At 66.7% G+C, this 22091-nt stretch carries 16 protein-coding genes; 8 read left to right on the top strand and 8 right to left on the bottom strand.

Annotation, left to right across the window (positions count from 1 at the left end; genetic code table 11):
- The first annotated feature begins 6 nt into the window (after positions 1 to 6).
- The 5 genes from ACJMKX_RS16705 to ACJMKX_RS16685 all read left to right on the top strand — a co-directional run bounded on the left by ACJMKX_RS16705 (position 7) and on the right by ACJMKX_RS16685 (position 7072).
- Complete coding sequence (locus ACJMKX_RS16705; RefSeq protein WP_405227939.1) at positions 7 to 1035, top strand: DUF1611 domain-containing protein; 1029 nt, start codon at positions 7 to 9, stop codon at positions 1033 to 1035.
- On the top strand, positions 1032 to 2015 hold the full coding sequence (dgcA, locus tag ACJMKX_RS16700; protein WP_405227937.1) for an N-acetyl-D-Glu racemase DgcA: 984 nt from the start codon (positions 1032 to 1034) through the stop codon (positions 2013 to 2015). Before ACJMKX_RS16705 ends, dgcA begins: the two co-directional genes overlap by 4 nt.
- A 112-nt stretch (positions 2016 to 2127) precedes the next feature.
- Complete coding sequence (locus tag ACJMKX_RS16695; RefSeq protein WP_405227935.1) at positions 2128 to 2892, top strand: TetR/AcrR family transcriptional regulator; 765 nt, start codon at positions 2128 to 2130, stop codon at positions 2890 to 2892.
- A 177-nt stretch (positions 2893 to 3069) separates the two neighbouring features.
- Positions 3070 to 5196, top strand: a complete 2127-nt coding sequence (locus ACJMKX_RS16690) for a TonB-dependent receptor (protein WP_405227933.1) — start codon at positions 3070 to 3072, stop codon at positions 5194 to 5196.
- 184 nt (positions 5197 to 5380) lie between these two features.
- Positions 5381 to 7072, top strand: a complete 1692-nt coding sequence (locus ACJMKX_RS16685; RefSeq protein WP_405228077.1) for a CocE/NonD family hydrolase — start codon at positions 5381 to 5383, stop codon at positions 7070 to 7072.
- Between the two features lie 66 nt (positions 7073 to 7138).
- Here the strand turns inward: ACJMKX_RS16685 and ACJMKX_RS16680 are convergent, their stop codons facing one another.
- The 8 genes from ACJMKX_RS16680 to ACJMKX_RS16645 form a co-directional block, all read right to left on the bottom strand.
- Entirely contained in the window at positions 7139 to 8749 is a 1611-nt protein-coding gene (locus ACJMKX_RS16680; protein ID WP_405227931.1) for a class I adenylate-forming enzyme family protein, read from the bottom strand.
- A gap of 29 nt (positions 8750 to 8778) precedes the next feature.
- On the bottom strand, positions 8779 to 9273 hold the full coding sequence (locus tag ACJMKX_RS16675; RefSeq protein WP_405227929.1) for a MaoC/PaaZ C-terminal domain-containing protein: 495 nt from the start codon (positions 9271 to 9273) through the stop codon (positions 8779 to 8781).
- 120 nt (positions 9274 to 9393) lie between these two features.
- On the bottom strand, positions 9394 to 10167 hold the full coding sequence (locus ACJMKX_RS16670) for a fumarate reductase iron-sulfur subunit (RefSeq protein ID WP_405227927.1): 774 nt from the start codon (positions 10165 to 10167) through the stop codon (positions 9394 to 9396).
- Positions 10164 to 12119, bottom strand: a complete 1956-nt coding sequence (locus ACJMKX_RS16665; RefSeq protein WP_405227926.1) for a fumarate reductase flavoprotein subunit — start codon at positions 12117 to 12119, stop codon at positions 10164 to 10166. Before ACJMKX_RS16665 ends, ACJMKX_RS16670 begins: the two co-directional genes overlap by 4 nt.
- Entirely contained in the window at positions 12116 to 12868 is a 753-nt protein-coding gene (locus ACJMKX_RS16660) for a hypothetical protein (protein WP_405227924.1), read from the bottom strand. Before ACJMKX_RS16660 ends, ACJMKX_RS16665 begins: the two co-directional genes overlap by 4 nt.
- Before the next feature lie 70 nt (positions 12869 to 12938).
- A complete protein-coding gene (locus ACJMKX_RS16655) occupies positions 12939 to 14423 on the bottom strand; it encodes a DUF2867 domain-containing protein (RefSeq protein WP_405227923.1) in 1485 nt (494 codons plus the stop codon).
- A gap of 10 nt (positions 14424 to 14433) precedes the next feature.
- Entirely contained in the window at positions 14434 to 16008 is a 1575-nt protein-coding gene (locus ACJMKX_RS16650; protein WP_405227921.1) for a bifunctional aminoglycoside phosphotransferase/ATP-binding protein, read from the bottom strand.
- Between the two features lie 62 nt (positions 16009 to 16070).
- Positions 16071 to 16445 (bottom strand): nuclear transport factor 2 family protein, encoded by a 375-nt coding sequence (locus ACJMKX_RS16645; protein ID WP_405227919.1) that lies wholly within the window; start codon positions 16443 to 16445, stop codon positions 16071 to 16073.
- Between the two features lie 411 nt (positions 16446 to 16856).
- Between ACJMKX_RS16645 and ACJMKX_RS16640 the strand changes: the two genes are divergently transcribed.
- The 3 genes from ACJMKX_RS16640 to ACJMKX_RS16630 all read left to right on the top strand — a co-directional run bounded on the left by ACJMKX_RS16640 (position 16857) and on the right by ACJMKX_RS16630 (position 22076).
- The gene (locus ACJMKX_RS16640) at positions 16857 to 18938 is read left to right on the top strand and encodes an OmcA/MtrC family decaheme c-type cytochrome (RefSeq protein WP_405227917.1); all 2082 of its coding nucleotides are present in this window, start codon (positions 16857 to 16859) and stop codon (positions 18936 to 18938) included.
- Positions 18939 to 19024: 86 nt separating this feature from the next.
- Positions 19025 to 19966: a DmsE family decaheme c-type cytochrome gene (locus ACJMKX_RS16635; protein ID WP_405227915.1), complete on the top strand. Its 942-nt coding sequence runs from the start codon at positions 19025 to 19027 to the stop codon at positions 19964 to 19966.
- A 4-nt stretch (positions 19967 to 19970) separates the two neighbouring features.
- Positions 19971 to 22076 carry an MtrB/PioB family decaheme-associated outer membrane protein gene (locus ACJMKX_RS16630; protein ID WP_405227913.1) on the top strand — a complete coding sequence of 702 codons (2106 nt, stop codon included), beginning with the start codon at positions 19971 to 19973 and terminating at the stop codon, positions 22074 to 22076.
- Positions 22077 to 22091: the final 15 nt, after the last annotated feature.

Below are 22091 nucleotides of genomic sequence, written 5' to 3'. Positions count from 1 at the left end.
CGAAACATGATGGAAGTCAATCGCGTCGAGCTTCATCCGCCCTATGTCATCCTGCTCGGCGACGTGCAGGACGCGATGTACGCGAAGACGGGGCTCGGCATCGTGCAGTGGCGTCCGGACCGGGTGGCGGGCCAGATTCGCTTCCCGGGATGCCCGGTGGATCTCGGCGTGCCCGACATGAGCGTCGCCGAGGCATCCGCGGCCGGCGTCGGCAGCCTGATCGTCGGCGTCGCACCGGTGGGCGGCGTCATCCCCGAGCGCTGGTGGCAGGTGATCGAAGCGGCGGCGGAGGCCGGACTCGACATCGTCTGCGGCCTGCATCTGCGCCTGGCCGATCGTTCCGCCGTGGTCGACGCAGCCCGCCGCTCCGGTGCCCGGCTGATCGACGTTCGCGTCCCTCCGCCCGATCTGCCGGTCGGCAGCGGCCGGCGGCGCAGTGGCCGGCGGGTGCTGACGGTGGGCACCGACTGCGCGGTGGGCAAGAAGTACTCGGCGCTGGCGCTGGAGCAGGCCTTGCGCGAATCCGGCAGGAAGGCGACCTTCCGCGCCACCGGCCAGACGGGGATCATGATCGCGGGCGCCGGAATCCCCATCGACGCCGTGGTCGCGGACTTCATCTCCGGCGCCGCGGAGCTCATCTCGCCGGACAACGACGAGAATCACTGGGACGTGATCGAGGGTCAGGGCTCGCTGTTCCATCCCGGCTATGCCGGGGTCAGCCTGGGCCTGCTGCACGGGTCCCAGCCCGACGCGATCGTCGTCTGTCACGCGGCGGGAAGGGAAGCGATCGGAGCCTGGCCGGATTTCCCGACGCCTCCGATCCCCGAATGCATCGAGCGCAATCTGCTGGAGGGACGGACCACCAATCCTGAGATCCGCTGTGTGGGGGTCTCGGTCAATACCTCGGGGCTGCCGCCGGAAGACAGGGCCGATTACCTGGATCGCCTGCGTGAGCAGACAGGCCTGCCCTGCGTGGATCCGCTGGCGGATGGATGCGCCGATATCGTCGACTACCTGGACCTTAGCTTTCCGTGAGCGTGAAACTCAGCGCACATCTCGAGCACTGGCAGCTCGCGCAGCCATTCCGGATCGCCGGCAAGGAGTGGCGGATGTCGCCGGCGCTGGTGGTCGAGCTGGAGCAGGAGGGCGTCGTCGGCCGCGGGGAGGGGCAGGGCGTGTTCTATCTCGGCGAAACCGCCGAGAGCATGCTCGCCGCAGTCGGGGGCGTGGCGGCGCGGATCGAGTCGGGAATCTCCCGGGAGGAGCTCCTGGAGGTGTTGCCCCCGGGCGGTGCCCGTAATGCCATCGATTGCGCCCTCTGGGACCTCCAGGCCAAGCGCGAGGGCAGGACGATCTGGGAGCTGACCGGCATCGAGCCGCGCGCCGTCACCACGGTTTATACCATCGGCATCGAACCGACGCCCGAGGCCATGGCCGGGAAGGCCGCCGCTGCGGAACAGTATCCCGTCCTGAAGATCAAGCTGGATGCCGACCGACCCGTGGAGCGCCTGACGGCCATACGCGGCGCGAGGCCGGACGCACGACTCGTTGCCGATGCCAACCAGGCCTGGACCCCCGCCTTGCTGGAGGAGGTGCTACCGGCCTGCCGTGAGCTCGGGCTCGATATGCTGGAGCAGCCGCTGCCGCGCGACGACGACGAGGCGCTGGCCGATCTCGATTCGCCCGTCACACTGGCTGCCGACGAGTCCTGCCTGCACTCAGGCGAGCTGGAGATGGCGGCCTCCCGCTACGGCATGGTCAATATCAAGCTGGACAAGACCGGCGGGCTGACCGAGGCGCTGCGCCTCGCCCACGGTGCGCGCGAACGCGGGCTGCAGCTCATGGTCGGCAACATGGTCGGGACTTCCCTGGCCATGGCGCCTTCCTTCGTGATTGCCCAGCTGTGTGATTTCGTGGATATCGACGGACCGCTGCTTCTGAAGCATGATCGTCCCGGCGGGCTCTCGTACCGGGGCGGTATCGTCGACGTGTTCGCGCCGTCCCTCTGGGGCTGATAGCGGGCGCTGCCGCTGGCAGGGCGGCCCTGTGCGGGTGCCACTTTCCCTCAATTGTCGTACCCTCTCCCGACCGGTTGCGATCGACCCGCCCATCGGGGGCCGTAAACCCATGCCACGGCAAACAGAAAGCTACACCAGGCGACTGACAGCAGAGCTGAAGTCCAATCCTCCAAAGCGCAAGGGTGAGCGCACCCGTCGTCGTCTGGAACTCGCCGCCGCCAGGGTACTGGAGCGCAACGGATTCCATGGCTTGCGCGTCGGAGACATCACCAGCGCCGCGGATGCGTCCGATGGCTCTTTCTATATCTACTTCAAGGACAAGAAAGAGATCACCCTGTCGGTCCTGGAGGACTTCCTGACGAGTTCTCCGCTCGGCGCCGAGGGTGGCGGCGCCCGGCATGGCGGACCGTTCGAGGCCATCCGTGAAGCCAACCTTCTCTGGATCCGGCACGTCCGTGCGAATGCGGGCCTGATGCGCTGCGTTTTCCAGGTCAGCGATGAGGATACGGAGTTCAGCCGCCTCGTCCATTCCACGAACCGGACATGGTATGAACGGGTGGCGAGGAGCGTCATACGCAACCACCCGGACGCCGCGGTGCAGCCGGATGCCGCCCTGTTCGCGGCCTGGACGCTCGGCAGCATGACCGACGAACTATTGCGACGTATCGTCGTTTACCCGGACCCCAACCTGGTGGGCTTCCTGGGGGACACGGCAACCGACGACGAAGCGCTCGCGACCGCCATCGCCGTGATCTGGTATCGGGTGCTGTATCCCGGCTGGCCGCTCCCCGCCGACCTCGACGGGCTCGCACTCGATCTCGCCGGATTCAGCGACCGGGCCGTCGCCGAAGCACGAGCGGCCGCAGGCGACTGAACGACCCGCCCCTTCTTCGCGTTCCCCTGCCCGATTGACAGCTTCGAGAGCTTGCTCATAGAATAAAAGTGAGGATGAATTCATTTTCATTAATTGCGGGGGACCAGAATGATGAAATGGGGGTTTGGCCTCTGTGCAGGCGTCGTATTGGCCTTGCTGGCGGGGCCTGCGCCGGTAGTGGCGCAGGAGACGCAGGACGACTCCAGCAGCCGTGTGCTGGAAGAGATCATCGTCACCGCACGCAAGCGTGAGGAGTCGCTCCAGGATGCGCCGGTCTCGGTCACGGCCTTCACTAGCGAGATGATCACGAGAGCAGGGATCACGGACATCAACGACGTCGCGTTGCGTACGCCCGGCCTGACGTACGGCAACTTCGGTGACGAGAAGCTGTCCCCGACGTCGCTCCGAGGCGTGATCAGCGGTTCCGGCTCCGCCGGCGCTGACCCGGCGGTGGGGTTCTACCTCGACGAGGTATTCCTGGGTCAGGGTGTCGGCGCCACTATCGACCTGTTCGACCTCGAGCGTATCGAAGTTCTACGAGGACCCCAGGGCACCCTGTTCGGCCGCAACACCATCGCCGGCCTGATCCATTATCGGACCGCTGCTCCCACCGAGCAGTTCGAGGCCTATGCGGATGCCGAACTCGGGAACCTCGGTTACCGTCGCTTCGGCGGCGCCGTCAGCGGTCCGATCGCAGGCTCGTCCGTGCTCGGTCGTCTCTCCTTCGTGAGTAACCAGCGGGACGGAACGGCCGATAATGTCGTGCTCGATCGCGAGGTGAACTCGCAAGACAGCTGGTCGGCCCGTGGCCAGCTGCAATTCGTTCTCGGCGAGACCGCTGAGTGGCGGGTGTCCGGTGACTACCGCGAAGTCGATCAGGATTCGCTCGTGTTCGAGACGCTCAGCTACAACGATGCTACGACGTTTGCGCAGGTGCTCGACCTCTTCGGTCTCCCGCGGAACTCCGATCCGTTTGATCGTAACGTCTACGCAGACGACGTGACCTACGAGCGTTCGGAGGCATGGGGAATTGCCTCGCACTTCATGACGACGATCGGTGGCGCGGAGCTGGTGAATATCACCGCTTACCGCGATCACGACTACGAGAACCGCACCGATACAGACCGCTCCGCACTGCGCTGGGGTTACGACGGGGACCCGGAGGACGTGTCCCGGTTCTCGAACGAGCTCAGGGTCTCGTCTTCGGCGGGCGCTCTCGACTGGGTCGCCGGCCTCTACTACTACGAGCAGGAAACCGCCAACCTCAGCTTCATCGAGCTCGGCCCCGACCTGCTGACGCTCCTCGGTGTACCTCTCGATAGCCTGCTGGCCGGTTCCGACGCCAAGATGGATACCACGAGCGTCGCGGGTTTCGGGTCCCTGACCTGGAATTTCTCCGACCGTCTGGCCGCTACTCTCGGTGGACGTTACACCTGGGAAGAGAAATCCATCGATTATTCCCAGTCGGATCCGGTGGGCTTGCTGGGCGGTGATTTCGCCATCAGCGCGGAGGATGACTGGGCCGAGTTCACGCCCAGTCTGAACATTGAGTACGACTATTCCGACACGCTGATGCTCTACGGGACAGTGAGCGGCGGGTTCAAGAGCGGCGGCTTCAACGATGCCCTCGGTGATGCCAACGGAATCTCCTTCGATCCGGAGACGCTGTGGAACTACGAGGCCGGCCTCAAGAGCACGCTGTTCGAAGGTAGGGTGCAGGCCAACGTCGCCGTGTTCTACATGGACTGGGAGGACATCCAGATTTCCGGAGACAATCCGAACACTCCCGTATTCGACCCGATCATCATCAACGCGGGTGCCGCCCACAGCACGGGCATCGAATTCGAGCTGTTGAGCCAACCCACCGATAACCTGACTATCGGGTTGAACTTCGCCCTGCTCGAGGCCGAGTACGACGAGGGTTCGCTGCCCGACGGCACACCGCTCGCCGAGATACCGCGCGCGCCGGATTACACGGCGAATCTGAATGCGGAGTACCGTGCCTCGCTTTCGCAGAACATCGACTGGTTCATCGGCGGAGAGGTGCTGGCGCGTGGCGAGAGTTTCCTCACCGTCGACAATCAGGAGGACGGTCGTGTGGATGCCTATGCGCTGGTGAATCTGCAGGTTGGACTCGAAGCGCCGGACGGACGCTGGCGACTGAGTGTCTGGGGACGCAACATAGGCGACGAGACAGTGAAGGAGCGCCTGTTCGATCTGTCCGGCCAGGACGTAATCGGACAGAAGTTCATCATCCTGAACGACCCGGACACCTACGGCTTGAGCGTCCGGCTCCGTTACTGAGACGAGAGCAATGCGCCCTGGTCGCTCCGCAAGCAGAGCCCTCGCAGTCTCGGTGCTGCTCGCTGCCGGCCTTCTGTCGGCTGCCTGTCAGAATCCGCCGGAGACAAAGCGGCCTCAGTCGGAGGACCAAGAGTCTCCGGTGCGAGAGGGTCTTCGGCAGGCGGATCGATCCTACTACGTGGAGATGCGCGACGGCGTCCGGGTGGCCATGAGCCTCTGGTTCCCCGGCGGCGAACGGCCGGCGGAGCCTGCCCCGACGATCCTGGTACAGACCCGCTACGGCCGGGCGCGGATGTTTCCGCGGTTCCGGCGCTTCGTCAACGAAGGCTACGTCCTTGCCGCGGTGGATACGCGCGGTTCGACTGCGTCATTCGGTCCACGACGCGTCGATATCGGTCCGGGGGAGATCGGGGACATGGACGAGTTGATCTCGCATCTCGCATCACGACCTTGGTCGAACGGTGAGGTGTTCGCGCAAGGCACGTCCTACATGGCGGATACGGCTGATATCGCGACCAGTCGGCCGGCGGAGTCACTCAAGGGTGCCATCATCCGTCAGGTGGATTTCGACGTGTTCCTCCATCTCTTCTTCCCTGGCGGCGTAGCGAACCAGTGGTTCCTGGATGGCTGGGGCGGCGCGACCAAGGCGATGGATGAGGGTCGCTCGCCGGATCCGGAAGCCGACCTGAACTGTCTCGAGCGCATCGCCGACTGCGCCGCGCTGTGGCCACTGCTTTCGCCGGTGGATGAGGATGCCGATTTCGTTATGCTGCGTCAGGCCCTCGCCGGACGGCAGCGGTGGGAGGCCGACGACTACGCGGTCACGGAGTTCCACGACGACGCCGGTCGAAACGGCTTCGGCTTCTTCGACTCGGCTCCCGCTGCGCAACTCGATGGAATCCGGCGTGAGGCGAAGCCCGCGCAGGTCTGGGGGAGCTGGCTGGATGGCGGGACCGCCGAGGCTGCGCTCGCGCGATACCGTTCAGCGCCCGGCGTACCGATGGAAGTCTGGATAACCGGTAACGATCACGGCAACGCGCAGCTTGCTGATCCGTTCATGCCGGCGGGAGATGCCCCGAGGCCGTCGATCGATGAACAGCACAGAATCATGGCGGAGTTCTACGCTTCGGTCTCGGAAGGTGGATTCGACCGGCGCGTGATCAATTATTACGTCCTGGGTGCCGGTGTCTTCCGGCAGAGTTCGGTCTGGCCGCCGGCGGACACGCAGGAGGATATCCTGTACTTCGACGCTGCGGGCGCTCTCGTGCGGGAGCTGCCGGCTCCCGGTGTGGACACGTACGAGGTCGACTTCTCCGCGAGCACCGGGCCGGAGACGCGCTGGTCAACGCAGTTCGGTACCCCGCCCGACTATCCTGACAGGCGCAGGGAAGACGAGAAGCTTCTGGTCTATGACAGCGCGCCGTTCCGCGACGCCGCCGAAATTGCGGGCACGCCGGTGGTCGAGTTGCACGTGGCCTCCGCAACGGCCGACCCGGTCTTTCACGTCTATCTGGAGGACGTCGCGCCGGACGGACGCGTGACCTACCTTACGGAGGGGCTGTTTCGGGCTGTCCACAGGGCGGAGGCAGATCCTGCCGGCCTGCCCTACGATATGGGGCCCGCTCCGCACAGTTTCCGGAGAGCGGATGCGATGCCCGTGAGGACGGGTGAGAGGATGGAGGTGCGCTTCGGTTTGTTCCCTGTCGCGGCAAGGATCCGCTCGGGCCACCGCCTGCGCGTTGCTATCGCCGGAGCCGACAGGGCCTACTTCCGGCGCTATTCGGAAGGGAGGGAGGAGACGTACAGGGTGAGCCGCGGAGGCGAGGCGGCAAGTCTCGTCTCTCTGCCAATTCGGATGCCGGTCCCGTCGCAATAGCAGTGCCGCCGACACGAGGCAGGTCAAAGGTCGGACGTTAGCATTCGGGCGCCGTGGCACTCCAGCTCAGGGCTGGTAGTCGTCTTCCGCGCGCTTCGTGAGTGTCACCTTGTCTACCTTGCCGATCGGCAGAAGCGGCAGCTGCTCGACGATGACAAACAGCTTCGGCAGCTTGTAGTTGGCGAGGCGCTGCCGGCACCAGGCACGCAGCGTCTCGATGCTGATGTCAGCGCTGGGCAGGACGTAGGCGACGCCGACCTCCTGCCAGACCGGATCCTTCGTGCTGACCACGGCAGCCATATCCACGGCGGGGTGGCTTTCGATCACCTGCTCGACCTCGCGCGGATAGACGTTGTAGCCCCCCGATTTGTACATCTCCTTCACGCGGCCGACGATGCTGTAGCTGCCATCGGGATTCCGCCGTCCCAGGTCGCCGGTCGCGAGCCACCCGTCGGGAGTGAGCGTCTCGGCCGTGGCGTCGGGCCGCCGCCAGTAACCCAGCATGTTGTAGATCGAGCGGGACTGGATCTCACCGGCTTCGCCGTCGGCAACGGGCTCGCCTTCTCTGTCGACCAGACGGACTTCCGTGCCGCGGAAAGGCCAGCCCACGGTCGTCTCGAGAAGATCCGCATCCCGGGTAGGGGGGATCACGGTGATCGCGCTGCCGGATTCGGTCAGCCCGTAGTTGGTGGCCAGCGGGCGATCGAAGTCGAGCAGGCGTGTGATGAGTTCACGCGGCATGGCGGCGCCGCCCCACATGATCATCTGCACCGCCGACAGATCGAACGATTCGAAGTCGGGCTCCGAGAACTGCAGCTGGAAAGTGCTCGGGACCGATCCCCACAGCGTTACCCGTTCCTGTTCCATCAACTCCAGCGACCGGCGGGGCGAGAAATCCTCGAGGAACACGATCGACCCTCCGACCACCAGTGTCGGACAGGACAGGTCGACGACGCAGCCGATATGGTTGATCGGGAAGTAGTTCAGCGCGCGCATCGGCGAGACCGGCCAGACGCGGTTCTGCTCGAGGCTGAATGCGACGATCCCCTCGTGGTGCAGCAAGGCGCCCTTGGGTCTGCCGGTAGAGCCGGACGTATAGACGATCATGCAGGGATCGCGTCCGCCACACGCTTCGCGGGCCGACTCAAGCGCAGCGTCACTGCATCGTTCCCCGTCCGCGATGAACCCGGAGTACGGCTGCGCGAATCCGGGCGAATGTTCCGCGTCGCGCTCGAACACCACCACCGAGCGCAGCGAGGGGGTCCGCTCCCTCAATGCTGAGATCTCGGCCGAATAGTCCCTCGCGCCGATCACCGCACGCGTGAGCAGCACCGACGGTTCGCTGTCACCCGCCGCATAGCAGAGTTCCTCGAGCTGATAACGGGGGTTCAGGCCCAGCCAGATAGCGCCGATGGAGGCCGTTGCCAGGAAGCTCTCGAAGTACTCGGGACTGGGTGTCGCGAGCGTAGCGACGCGGTCGCCTTTTCGTACCCCCGCCGCGAGCAGCGCCCGCGCCAGCGCGTCGACCCGCGCCTCGAGCTCCGCATAAGTGGTGCGAACGCCGCCGAGTACCATCGCCTCCGCATCCGGGGTCCGCTCCGCGAACCAGGATACGTAGTCGCTTATCCGGGGCAGCAGGGGAGGCGCTGAGGTATTCGTGTCGGTCTCTTCGGCCATCGTGCGGGGCTTCTGGTCGGGCTCCGTAATCAGTGTTTCTCGGGCGGCATCCATATCGCCAGCCACTCGGCGACGAGGGCGGGACGTTCGGCCCCTTCGATCTCAACCTGGCAGCCGTACTTCACGATATCGCGGCCTTTGTCATCGCTGCGCTTCTCCAGGACCTCGAAACGCCCCCGGATGCGACTGCCGACCCGGATCGGCGATATGAGCCGCAGGTAGTCCATGCCGTAATTGAGGAAATGGCCGTTCTCACCCGTGTCGCGCGCCGGGTCCGTGCCCATGGCGCCATGGAGCATGTGCGTCAGCAGCGACACGGTCAGGAAGCCGAATGCGATCGTGCCGCCGTACGGGCCGTTCCGGCCAGCCCATGCCGGGTCCACGTGCATCGGGTCCGGATCGCGGGTGACTCGGCCGAAGTCCGAAATCATGGCCTGGTCCACTTCGATCCAGGGCGAGCAGCCGATCTCCTGTCCCTCGCAGAGACTGGCAAAGTTGACGATCTCGCTCCCTGCAGCGGTCATGGCAAGCTCCCCTTAAGGTCAAAAATGATTTTGGCTTCAGTTTCATTTTTAGTCAATATGACAACGTCCGCGGCTATGGTTTGCCGCTGCGCCGATCGCGAGGAGCCGCGGGGTTGCGTATCAGCCTCGCGCCAGCCCCGCCCCCAGCATCTTCCTCCGCAGGAAGCTGTAGACCTCCAGCAGGGAGAGTTCCTTCGGGCAGACGTCCTGGCAGGCCATCAGGCCGAGGCAGCCGAACACACCGTCCTCGTTGGCGATGACCTCGAACCAGTCCGCGTCCTCGCGGGTGTCCCGCGGGTCCAGCATGAAGCGGGCCACCCGGTTCAGGCCGGCGGGACCGGCGAAGTCGCTGTTGACGTTGGCGACGCCGCAGGCGGCGATGCAACAGCCGCACTCGATGCAGCGGTCCGCCTCGTAGATGGCCTGGGCCACGTCGTCGTCCATGCGTTCCTCGACGGCATTCTCGTCGAAGGGCAGGCGCTCGTGCACCCAGCTCTCTACCTGCTCGGCCATCTGGCGGAACCAGGTGCCGGTGTCCACCGACAGGTCGCCCACCAGCTTGAAGACGGGCAGGGGATACAGGCGGATGGTGTCCGGCAGGTCCCGGGTCAGCGTGCGGCAGCCCAGCGCCGGGCGGCCGTTCACCATCATGGCGCAGGAGCCGCACACGGCCGAGCGGCAGACGAAGTCGAACTGCAGGCTCGGGTCCTGTTTCTCGCGGATCTCGTTCAGCGCGAGGAACAGCGACATGTAGGGCGCCTCGTCCAGCTCGAAGGTGTCGATGTGCGGTTCGGAGGCGGGATCCTCCGGGTTGTAGCGGAAGATCTCGAAGGTGAGCCGCCGGCCCCGGGGAATGGTCTGTGGGGAGACGGTTTGTGCGGCCTGCTCGCTCATGCGCTCACTCCGGTCTGCTTCCAGTGGCCCCAGTTCATGCGGCTGCCGAGTTTCTCCCGCGTGGGCAGGCTGCCCTCGGCAGCCTGCGTTGCGGCCACGGTGTCGTTGTAGGCCTCGACGGTGTCGCTCATGGCCACGCGGTCGTCGCTGCCGTAACCGCGGTGACCCGGCGGCAGGTCGATGAGGCCGACGGGTTCGTAGGACAGCGCGGGTTCATTCGTTCCCTCGGGCCAGCGTGCGAGCGTGCGGTTCAGCCACTCGGCGTCGTTCCGCCGGGGGTAATCAGTGCGGTAATGGGCGCCGCGGCTCTCGGTGCGCGCCAGCGCCCCTTCGGCGGCGATGAGGCAGAGGCGCAGCATGCCCTCCAGCTTCAGCGCGAAGGTGAGTTCCGGGTTCATGCCCGGGGTCTTCGTGCGCAGCACGGCGTGACGGCAGTCGTCCAGCAGCCGGCGGAAGGTCGCGACGGCCTCCTCCAGTTCCCCGCCGTGCCGGAAGATCCCGACCTTGTCCATCATGGTGTCGCCCATGGCATCCCGGATGGCGAACACGCCGGGTCCGTCGCCGCTGCGCTCCAGCCACTCGCGTGCGGTGGCCTCCGCCGCCGCCACGCCGTCGAGGGCGAGGCGGGTGCTGGCGTCCAGCGACTCCGCCGCCGCGAACTCGGCCACGCGCCGGCCGACGATGCGCCCGGCCACGATGGTCTCGGCCAGGCTGTTGCCGCCGAGCCGGTTGAAGCCGTGCATGTCCCAGCAGGCGGCCTCGCCGGCGGCGAACAGCCCGCGCATGCCGTAGGCCTCGCCGTCCTTGTTGGTGCGGATGCCGCCCATGGAGTAGTGCTGGGTCGGCTTGACGGGGATCAGCTCCTCGGCCGGGTTCACGCCGACGAAGTCCCGGCAGATGTCCCATACCTCGCGCAGCTTCGTGCGCAGGTGCTGCTCGCCGAGGTGGCGCAGATCCAGCCACAGGTGCTGGCCGTAGGGCGTGTCCACGCCCTTGCCGTCGCGCATGCGCTGCATCATGTGGCGGGAGATCACGTCCCGGCTGGCCAGTTCCTGCTTCTCCGGCTCCGCCTCCACCATGAAGCGCTCGCCGTCCCGGTCCAGCAGATAGCCGCCGTCACCCCGGCAGCCCTCGGTGATCAGGATGCCGCTCGGCGCGAGCCCGGTGGGATGGAACTGGATGGCCTCCATGTTACCGAGAGGCACCCGGCCGGTGGCCAGCGCGATGGCCGCGCCGGTGCCCTCGTTGATGGTGGCGTTGGTGGTGTGCTGGCCGTAGACACGGCCGAAGCCCCCGGTGGCGATCACGGTGGCCTTCGCCAGGAAGGCGAGGTGGCGCCCGGTGCGCAGGCAGCGCGCCACGGCGCCCCAGCAGCGGTCCTCGTCGTGGAGCAGGGCGACGGCCTCGATGCGGTCGCGCACGGTGATGCCGAGACGGACCACCTCGCTGTCCACCGCGTACAACACCGCGTGGCCCGTGCCGGCCGCGGCATAGCAGGCCCGCCACTTGGCCGTGCCGCCGAAGTCCCGGTGCATGATAAGGCCGGCCTTGTCGGCGGGCTCGTCGATCTCCACCCGCTCGCCCTTGATGAAGTAGGTGTTGCGGCCCGGACGCACGCGGGTCCAGGGCACGCCGAAGTGGGCGAGTTCGCGCACGGCGACGGGGGCTTCCTCGGCGAACAGGCGCGCCACCTCCTGGTCGGCGCCCCAGTCGGAGCCCCGCACCGTGTCGAGAAAGTGCCAGTCCGGGTTGTCGCCCTCGGCCTTCACGCAATTGCCGAGCGCCGCCTGCATGCCGCCCTGGGCCGCGCAGCTGTGGCTACGCCGGGGAGGGACGAGGGAGAGCACGATGACCTCGTGACCGGCCGCCGCCGCCTCGATGGCGGCGCGCTCGCCGGCCAGCCCGCCGCCGATCACCAGTACATCGGTGGTGACGATGCGCTCGGCGCTCATGAGCCTTCCAGCAGGAATGCGAACGGCGGGTCGATGACACCCGCGAGCACGGCGATGGTGACGACGCCGACGACCAGCACGCCCCAGAAGATCAGCTGTTCCAGCCGGTAGAGCGTGCGCCGGCTCAGCCAGCGGTCGGCGCCCCACTTCACGAACAGCCGGTACAGCCCCACCGCGAGGTGGAAGGTGACCGCCAGCACCAGCGCGGCGTACAGCACCCACAGGCCGGCCCGGACCCGCTCCATGGAGACGTCGGCCTCGATGCCGCGTATTTCGCCATAGAGCGGCGTAAATACGTCCATTACCACCAGCACGAGGTGGAAACTGCCGAGCACCAGAATGATCATGCCGGTGCGCACCTGCCAGATCCACAGCATGGACTCCACGTGTGGACGGAAGGCCTCGCCGCCCACGGCGCCGGACTCGCGCAGTCCTTTGGCCAGCGCGATCATGCGCTTGCGTTCGGCGAGCTGGGCCGGGATCTTGCGGCTGGCCATGACGGCGTGGACGAGGAAGAGCACGATGACACCGATGACCGTCGGCTGTGCGATCCAGAACTCCTCCAGCAGTATGGCGATCTCGTCATAGGCCACGGTGCCGAACAGGATCGACGCCTCGAAGGTCATGTGGCCGAACATGAACAGCGCCAGGGCGAGACCGGTCGCGCCGCTGGCGATCTCGTAACGCAGCTGGGACCGGGCTTCGCGCCCGGGGTCGCGGACCCCGCCTGTCAGTGTGTTCGATCGCAAATGGAGTGCCTCCCTCGCGCCGTTTATCCCGATACCGCCAGCGAGGGTCAATACGTAGGTTCCGGCACCCTCAGCCGGTGCGCAGGCGGGCCCGCTGCTCGGCGGCCTCCGCACGGCGCGCCAGCTCACGGGTGGTGCCGCGGAACAGGAACAGGTGGGCGGGCAACAGGGCGTACCAGTACATCAGGCCCCATACGCCGGCCGGGTGCCAGTAGGCGGTCATCCGCACCCGGCTGCCGGTGTCCGTGGCCCCGACCTCGAATTCCAGCACGCCGCCGCCCGGGGCTCGCATCTCCATCAGCAGCGTCAGGCGCTCCCGCGGGATCAGGCCGATCACGCGCCAGCCGTCAAAAACGTCGCCCACTCTGAGCTGGGTGGGATGACGCCGTCGACGGCGCATCGACGTACCGCCCACCATCCAGTCCAGCAGACGCCGCAGCCACCACAGCCAGTTGGCGTAGAAGAAGTCGCCACGCCGCCCGATCAGGAGTACCTGCTGCCACATGGCTTCCACCGGGGCCGTGGAGTCGGCGACGTCCGTGGCGCGCTTGGCGTAGTAGGCGTAATCCGGATTCCACTCCCGGCAGGCGAGTGAGCCCTCCACCCAGCGGCCTTCCACCGTGTGGGTTTGCTCGGCCTCCAGAGCGGCCTCCGCCGACTCGCGGAAGGTGAGCAGGCGCTGGGGGATCAGCTCGCGGATGGGGGCGTCTTCGGCGATGTAGTCATGGGACAGACCCTCGATCAGCGCCGCGGCGATCTTCGTGGGGACCGCGGTGATGAGCCGCAGCCAGTAGCTGGAGAGCCGGGTGGTCAGCACCGGCAGCGTGAGGATGCGTATGCGCTTGCCGCGGATGTCTGCGTAGGTGCGCATCATCTCCTCGTAGGTGCAGATCTCGGGGCCGCCCACCTCGAAGACCGGGTGATGGTCCACTTCCGCATCCGCCACGCCGATGAGATAGGTCAGCAGGTTCTCCAGCGCGATGGGCGTCGAGCGGGAGGCCACCCAGCGCGGCGTCACCATCACCGGCAGGTGATTGACCAGGTCGCGCATCACTTCCCAGGCGGCCGAGCCCGGCCCCACGATCATGGGAGCGCGGATCTCCACCACCTGGCAGGCGGCCGTGCGCAGGATCTCGCCCGTATCCAGGCGCGCCTGCAGGTGCTGGGACTTGGGCTCGTCCGGCGCCAGCCCGCCCAGATAGACGATGCGTTCGACGCCGGCCTCGTCGGCCGCGGCGACCATGTTGTGCGCGCCGCGCCTCTCCAGCTCCGCGAAATCACCTCCGGCCGCCATGAGGTGCACCAGATAGAACACCACATCCGCGCCCTCGACGGCACGGCGCAGTGACTCCGGGTCGAGTACGTCCGCCGCCATCAGTTCGACGCTCTGCCAGCCGCGAGCGGCCAGCACGTCCGTGTTGCGGGACGTGGCGCGCACGCTCCAGCCCTCCGCGAGCAGGCGGGGTACGAGGTTGGTGCCGATGTAGCCGCTGGCCCCGATGACCACCGCCCTGCGTCCTGAGGCCCGCCGCTGCTGTTCCTTTTCGTGTTCCATGCTGCGTAGTCTATCGTTCCCGGCGCTTCGTGATACGCCGTTCGACCGCGCTGGCCAGGCGTTGGTCGTGATCCGGCGACTCGGTGTCGACCATCAGGACATGGTCGATTTCCGCCGCCGTCGGCGGCTCCAGGGCGCCGAGCTGGCGGCGCATGACGGCGACGCCGGCCTCGGAGGCTTCCCGTCTCTCCCGGCTGCGCGCCGTGAGGCGGCGCTCCAGCTCGGCTTCGTCCGCGGTGCAGTGGACGATCAGCAGTGGCAGACCGTGTCGTGCAGCGAGCTGCCGGAAAGGCTCCCGGCGTTGCTGCTCGATGAAGGTGGCGTCGACCACCACCGGCAGGCCGGCGGACAGCAGATGATCGGCGAGTCCGGCCAGCCGCGCGAATACCCGGTCGCTGGTCCCGGCCCGATAGAGCTCCTGCTCCAGGCCTTCGGCGGCGCTGTCGGCGTCCGGCGCCAGGCCGAACAGCCGCTTGCGCTCCACGTCGGAGCGCAGCCGGATGGCCGAGAACCGTGCCGCCAGCGCCTCGGCGACCGTCGACTTGCCGCTGCCGGAGACGCCCATCATCAGACACAGGAAGCCGGGCAGCCGCCGCCGGCCCGCGGCCGCCAGCGCCAGGTAGCGCCGGTAGCTTGCCAGGTCGGGCTCCCCGTCGGTGGAGGCCAGCGCGGAGATGAGGCTGATCTTGGCCCGTACCATGGCCAGGTAGACGTCATAAAAGGTGTGCAGTGCGAGGCCGGCGTAGTCCCCGGTGTACTCGAGCCAGGTGTTCAGCACCCGGTTGGCCAGGCCGGGCAGCTCCCGGCTGTCGAGGTCCATGACCACGAAACCGATCTCGCACTGGATGTCGATGAGGCGGAAGTCCGGGTTAAATTCGATGCAGTCGAAGGCGAGTACGCGGTCATCCATCAGCACGATGTTGTCGAGGTGCAGATCGCCGTGGCATTCGCGTACGAAGCCGTCCGCCAGGCGCCGTTGCATGAGCGGCTCGATGCGGCCGAAGTCCGCCAGCGCCGCTTCCTCGAGTTCCCGCAGCACCTGCCGGTCCGCCTCCGGCGGCAGGGCGTCGTCGATCTGACGGAAGTTCTGCCGGGCGGCGGCGAAGATGGCGGCTGGCGTGCCGGGGCCGTCCGGCGCGTCCGGGCGGACGGGCTCCAGAGCGTTATGGAACCCGGCGATGGTGCGCCCGATGTCGCGGCAGCGGGCAGGCGTGAGGCGGCCCTCGGTGGCCGTGCGGCTGGCCAGGCGCCGCTGGTCGAACTGGCGCATGCGCACGGCGTAATCGATCACCTCGCCAGCGCCGCCGATCACCGCCTTCCCGTCGTCCCGGGTGATCTCGGCCACGTCCAGGTAGAGTTCCGGCGCCAGACGGCGGTTCAGGCGCAGCTCCTCGCGGCAGAAGTGTTCGCGCGATTCCAGGCCGGAGAAGTCGAGGAAGCCCATCTCCATCGGTTTCTTGATCTTGTAGGCGAAATCCCCGGTCAGCACGACCCAGGAGATGTGAGTTTCGATCAGCCGCAGGTCTCCGACCGGATGCGGGAAGGCTCCGGGGCGCAGGAGTTCTCGGACCTGGGCGCCATCCATGTCGATATCTTCCGTAGCGAGGGTCCGTCGGCAGGTTTTTCGGCGGTCGGTCTGCCGGTGCTTCAGTCAGCGTACAGCGGATTCAGGTCGGCGTAGATGCTGTAGCGCTGGATCAGCCCGTCGCTCAGCACGAAGACGTTGCAGAAGGGCAGGGTGATCTCGCTCCCGTCGAGCCGGCGGTAGGTGACAGAGCCTTCGCAGACGACACTGTCTTCGTCCTGCCAGCTGCGGTGCAGGCGGTGGCTGAGTCCGGCGATGGTGGTGAAGAATCCGACTGTCGCCTCACGAATGGCGGCGTGGCCCCTGAGCGGCGCTGCCGAGCCGAAACGGTAGGTACAGTCCGACGTCATGAACTGCACGAAGGCGTCCGCGTCGGTGTCGTCTATGGTGCGGAACAGTTGCTCCAGCCAGTCGGCAAGGTCGTCTGCGTATCTCATGGTGGGCGGCTTCCTCCTGTTTCGCGCCGCGGCCGGGCCGGCGGCCGGCCGCGTGTGGCGATTCTGCCACAAGTGTATTGCGGGGTCCGCGATTCTGCTCCCTGCGAACCGTGTCACGGTTGCAACAGCTATAGGTATATCCCGGTATGAAAGCGGCAGTATCCATCTGTTAGAAATGACGCGCCAAAGTCGAATTTGGCACGCATTCGTGTGCCACTCAATGCAGCATAGGGGACGGTAGCGATGAAAGGCATCAACAGCACTGCAAACCGCCTTGCAGTCATCCTGTTCTCGGCATTCCTGATGTGGGGATGCGAGGGCGACGACGGCGAACCCGGTCCGCAGGGACCCGCGGGTGAACCGGGTATACCGGGTCCGCCCGGACCACCGGCTCCGCCGTCTTCGAATACGGTGCCTGTCGATAGCGCAGAGCGGATCAACATCGAGGTCACCGAGGTCACCGTCCCCACGGGCGGCGGCGCGCCCACTGTGGAGCTGCGCCTCACCGACGACCTGACCCGGGGCCTCACGGGACTGCCCGCCGGCGACATTCGCTTCGTGCTGGCGCAGCTGTCGCCGCCGCCGGCAGGCACCGGCGAGTCCGCGGAGTGGCAGAGTTACGCCACCGCCGACGATGGCGGGGTACCGAACGCCGCGGCGACGGCGGAGCGCGGCAGCGCGGGCGTCTTTAAGGACAACAGCGACGGTACCTATACCTATACGTTTGCCTCGGCGCTCGACGACTACCCCGCAGGTCCGGCCTTCGATGCCACGAAGACTCACAGGCTGGGCATCGAGATCCGCGGACAGGCGCCGATCTCCTCGAACGGCATCTACAACTTCGTGCCCGCGGGCGGTGCGCCCACCTTCACCTATGACGTGGTGGACAACGACACCTGTAACGCCTGCCACGACATCCTCGAGTTCCACGGCGGCCCCCGTACCGACGTGGCGTACTGCGTGACCTGCCACAACCCGTCCTCGATCGACGGTAACACCGGCAATACGGTCGACATGAAGGCGATGATCCACAATATCCATGTGGGCCGGGACGGCTACGTGGTCATCGGATTCCGCGATACCGTCTACGACTACTCGGATATCGAGTTTACCCAGGACGTGCGCAACTGCCAGACCTGCCACGAAGAGAGCGATGCGAATACCCCGCAGGCCAGCAACTGGCGCCAGGTCGCGAACCGCGCCGCCTGCGGCACCTGCCACTACGACGTGGACGGCGCCGGCGACGGCGACGACCAGTGGGCGATCGAGGAGGGCGAGCATCCGCCGGGCATCAACTTCACGGACGATTCCCAATGCCTGGCCTGCCACGGCCCGAACTCGAACACGACGAACCCGGAGGGTCAGCTCGTGCGTACCGAGGAGATCCACAGGATCCCGGCTCTCGAGGCGAGCGACGACTTCGTCTACAACATCGTCGACGCGCGTAACGTCGTGACCGGCGGGCTGGTCGAGGTGGACTTCTCGGTCACCGACCCGGGCGGCGCACCCTACGATCTGGCCAACGACCCGGCATTCACCACTTGCGCCGCCGGTGCGAGCCGCCTCGCCATCGCGATCGGCTGGACGACGGACGACTTCGATAACCAGGACAACGGTGTCGAGAACGCCGAACCGATCTCCATCAACGCCCTGGTCGCCTGCGGTGGCAGTGCCACGGATCCGGACGGCGACGGCATCTACACCGTGTCGTCGCCGACGGCGATCCCGGCCGGTCTCGGCGGCTCCGAGACCATAGCCGTGGCGCTGGAAGGCCATCCGGCCGGCGATCTCGACGGCGACGGCGTGTTCACCGATCGCATCGCGGTCACCAACGCCATCGAGTACTTCGGTATCGACGGTGCCGACGCCGTGCCGCGTCGCAATGCGGTCGCCATCGAGAAGTGCGACGAATGCCACAAGCAGCTGTCGCTGCACGGCAATAACCGCACCGACAAGCCGGAAGTCTGCGCCGTCTGCCACAACCCGAATGCCACCGACATACCGGTGCGGGTTGCCGGCACGGAGTGCGAGACGGTCCTCGGCCTGGATGACGAGACCATCGACATGAAGTACATGGTCCATGCCATCCACGCGGGCAACACCGGTATCTGCGGTTTCCGCAGTTCGGCGCACCCGTACTTCGACGTGGTCTACCCGGGCAGGCTGAACAACTGCGAGGGCTGCCACGAGCCGGGTGCCTACTATCCGGTGGATCCGGGCGAGATCCTGGGTACGACGGTCGACTCCAACGACCCGACTACGCCGGTCGACGACCGGGTGATCTCGCCGAACAGCGCGGTCTGCTCCAGCTGCCACGCGAGCGACCTGGCTCGCCAGCACATGGTGCAGAACGGCGGCGACTTCAACGCGACGAAGGCGGCGGATTCCTCGCTGATCTCCTCCGGCGTCGAGACCTGCAACGTCTGTCACGGCCCCGGCCGCTCGGCTGACGTGGCCGAGGTCCACGGCGTCGGCGAGTTCCAGTTCAACTGACGGAACGGGGGGCGTCCGGTGACGGGCGCCCCCCTGATCCCGATGTCCGCTGCCCTCGTAACCCGCAGCCGCAGAGACGTAACGCAATGAAAGCATCCATCCTCATCCGCCTGGCCGTCCTCGGCACGGTACTGGCGTTCCCGTCGTTGTCGTCCGCACAGGACGAAGCCGGCGCCGAACCCGAATACAGCCGCGACGGTGCCGATACCTGTCTCAGGTGTCACCGCGACCAGGAGACCCTGGGTGTGTTCCGCACGCCCCACGGCGTGCCCACCGACGAGCGCAGCCCGTTCGGGCACAACCAGCTCCAGTGCGAGGCCTGCCACGGTCCTGGCGGCGAGCATACCGGGCGCGTGCGCCGGGGCGATCCGCGCCCGCCGGTGGTCTACTTCGGCTCCGACGAGAAGGCCGCGCCGGTGGAGAAGCAGAACGCCATGTGCCTCGGCTGCCACGAGTCCACGGTGCCCGTCACCTGGCACGGTACGCCGCACGACGCCAACGAGGTGGCCTGCGCGGACTGCCACAGTTCGCACAAGCCGAACGACCCGGTGCTCGCCACTTCCTCCCAGGCCCAGGTGTGCTACGACTGCCACCGCACCCAGGAAATCGCGGCGATGAAGCCCTATTCCCATCCGGTGGACGAGGGCAAGATGGACTGCAGCTCCTGTCACAGCCCGCACGGCACCACCGCCGAGCTGCAGATGGCGCGCCAGTCGGTGAACGACACCTGCTGGCAGTGCCACGCGGAGACCCGCGGCCCGTTCATCTGGGAGCACGCCCCGGTCTCCGAGGACTGCACCAACTGCCACGAGCCCCACGGCTCGAGCCACCCGGGCATGCTCAGCCTGCGCGGGCCGATGCTCTGCCAGAGCTGTCACTCCCAGGCGGGCCACCCCAGCGTGACGAGCACGCCGGACGGTCTGCCGGGTGGCACACCTTCACGCCTGCTGCTGGGCCAGAACTGTCTGAACTGCCATACCCAGGTGCACGGTTCCAATCATCCTTCGGGATCCAAGTTGATGCGGTGACGTGATGAGCAAGCTCCCCAGAATACCAACCCTCGCGCCGGCCCTCGCGACCCTGCTGGCGCTCTCGGTCCCCGGCGGACCGGCGCTTGCCGCACCGGATACCAGTTCGTGGGAATGCAAGCGCTGTCCGTTCGAGAAAGGCTATACGGCAGACACCGAGGTGGGTGCTACCAGCGTGGGTGACGACGCCTTCCGCCACGGTAACTTCACCGGCTACGACGAGTCCGGCGTCTATCCGAACCTCGATGGCCAGGGCCGCTACGCGAGCGACGGCTATCAGTTCAAGTGGATGGCGGAGGACCTGGGCCTCGACTCGCGGGTCTTCGGCCTGGAAGGCGGCCGCCAGGGCACCTTCGGTTTCGACCTCGGCTACCAGGAGATCCCGGAGCGGGTGTTCGACACCACGGTGACGCCCTACGTCCAGAGCGGCGACAGCCTGCTCACGCTGCCTTCCGGCTGGGTGGATGCGTTCAGCACGGACGGCATGACGGCGCTGCCCGGTGCGCTGCGCAGTCAGAACATCGAGAGCGACCGCCAGATACTGACGGTGGGCGGCGAGTATCTGCCGTCGCCGCGCCTGAGCCTGTTCGCCGACTACCGGCGCCAGGAGCAGGACGGCACCGCCATCTCGACCGGTTCGCTGTTCACCAACGCGGTCTATCTGCCGCGCCCGTTCGATTACTCCACCGACGAGGTGGACCTGGGCGCGCGCTACAGCCTCGGCGCCGGTCAGGTGACGCTGGCCTATTACGGTTCGTTCTTCCAGAATCAGGGCGTCGGCCTCACCTGGGACAATCCTTTCACCGGGGTGGATCAGGGCAGGAACGGCGAGCCCGCCGACAGCAAATTCCAGCAAGTGAGCCTGTCCGCCAGCTACGCCTGGGTGGACTACGCGACCACCGCGAGCTTCGTCGCCGCGCTGGGTCGGGGCGAGCAGGACGACTTCCTGTTGCCATATACCGTCAACGGCGATCTGCAGGCGCCGGCGCTGCCGACGCGCTCGCTCAACGCGGAGGTGGACACCACCAAGCTCGGGCTCACGCTTACCTCCCGGCCGCTGCCGAAGGCGAGCGTGCGCTTCGCCTGGCACTACGACGAGCGTGACAACCAGACGCCGCAGTTCACCTGGACCCGGGTCATCACGGACCTGTTCCCGACCAACGACGCCGAGACGAACACGCCCTACAGCTTCGAGCGTTCCCGTGTCTCTCTGAGCGGCGACTACGACCTGCTGGACAGCCTGACGCTGGCCGCGGGCGTGGAACGCTACACCATCGACCGGACCTTCCAGGAAGTGGAGTCCCAGGACGAGGACACGGGCTGGGGCAAGCTCGCCTGGCGTCCGAAGGCCTGGTTCGAGCTGAGTGCGAAGGGCGGTGTGGCCGAGCGCGAGGCGGACGGCTACGACACCAGTGTCGCGGCGAGCTTTGGCCAGAACCCGCTGCTGAGGAAGTATCACCTGGCTTATCGCTATCGCGAGTTCGGCGAGGTGTCGGCCATGGCCACGGTGCCGGAGAAGCCGATCTCGTTCGCCGGCACGGCCTTCTATGCCGAGGACAGCTATACGAAGTCGCTGCTCGGCCTGCGCGAGAGCACCGACGTGCGCCTCGCGGGTGACGTCAGCTGGGCGGCCACGGATAAGGTGGCGCTGTACCTGCACGCGGGCTATCAGGAGATCGAGTCCGACCAGGTGGGCAGCGAGGCCTTCGATATCCCCGACTGGCAGGCACTCCATCAGGACGAATTCACCACGATGGGTGTGGGCTTCAGCGCTGCCGAGCTGACCGAGAACGTCGACCTCACGCTGGACTACACCCGTGCCGACGGCAGCACGTCCATCACGGTGGACGGCGGCGGCTTCCCGGACCTCGAGTCCACGCTGGACTCGGTGCGCCTGGAGCTGGCGTGGCGCTCGTCGGAGCGGATGGTGTGGAGCGCAGAGGTGCGCTACGAGAGTTTCTCCACCGAAGACTGGGCCATCGCCGGCCTGGAGCCGACCACCCTGCCGACGGTCCTGACCTTCGGTGCGGACCCGTATGACTACGATGTCTTCCTCTTCGGCCTCGGCTTCCGCTACCACATCGGCGAGCTGGAGATCGGAGGCGACTAGGAGCGCAACGGGGGT

It is taken from the genome of Lentisalinibacter sediminis (genome assembly GCF_040706615.1).
Lineage (GTDB): Bacteria > Pseudomonadota > Gammaproteobacteria > Steroidobacterales > Woeseiaceae > Lentisalinibacter > Lentisalinibacter sediminis.
This window is presented reverse-complemented; position numbering and strand designations above follow the sequence as displayed.

Coding starts and splice junctions, on each gene's coding strand:
- ACJMKX_RS16705 (WP_405227939.1), top strand. CDS start 7: ATGATGGAAGTCAATCGCGTCGAGCTTCATCCGCCCTATGTCATCCTG.
- ACJMKX_RS16695 (WP_405227935.1), top strand. CDS start 2,128: ATGCCACGGCAAACAGAAAGCTACACCAGGCGACTGACAGCAGAGCTG.
- ACJMKX_RS16685 (WP_405228077.1), top strand. CDS start 5,381: ATGCGCGACGGCGTCCGGGTGGCCATGAGCCTCTGGTTCCCCGGCGGC.
- ACJMKX_RS16680 (WP_405227931.1), bottom strand. CDS start 8,749: ATGGCCGAAGAGACCGACACGAATACCTCAGCGCCTCCCCTGCTGCCC.
- ACJMKX_RS16675 (WP_405227929.1), bottom strand. CDS start 9,273: ATGACCGCTGCAGGGAGCGAGATCGTCAACTTTGCCAGTCTCTGCGAG.
- ACJMKX_RS16670 (WP_405227927.1), bottom strand. CDS start 10,167: ATGAGCGAGCAGGCCGCACAAACCGTCTCCCCACAGACCATTCCCCGG.
- ACJMKX_RS16665 (WP_405227926.1), bottom strand. CDS start 12,119: ATGAGCGCCGAGCGCATCGTCACCACCGATGTACTGGTGATCGGCGGC.
- ACJMKX_RS16655 (WP_405227923.1), bottom strand. CDS start 14,423: ATGGAACACGAAAAGGAACAGCAGCGGCGGGCCTCAGGACGCAGGGCG.
- ACJMKX_RS16650 (WP_405227921.1), bottom strand. CDS start 16,008: ATGGATGGCGCCCAGGTCCGAGAACTCCTGCGCCCCGGAGCCTTCCCG.
- ACJMKX_RS16645 (WP_405227919.1), bottom strand. CDS start 16,445: ATGAGATACGCAGACGACCTTGCCGACTGGCTGGAGCAACTGTTCCGC.
- ACJMKX_RS16635 (WP_405227915.1), top strand. CDS start 19,025: ATGAAAGCATCCATCCTCATCCGCCTGGCCGTCCTCGGCACGGTACTG.
- ACJMKX_RS16630 (WP_405227913.1), top strand. CDS start 19,971: ATGAGCAAGCTCCCCAGAATACCAACCCTCGCGCCGGCCCTCGCGACC.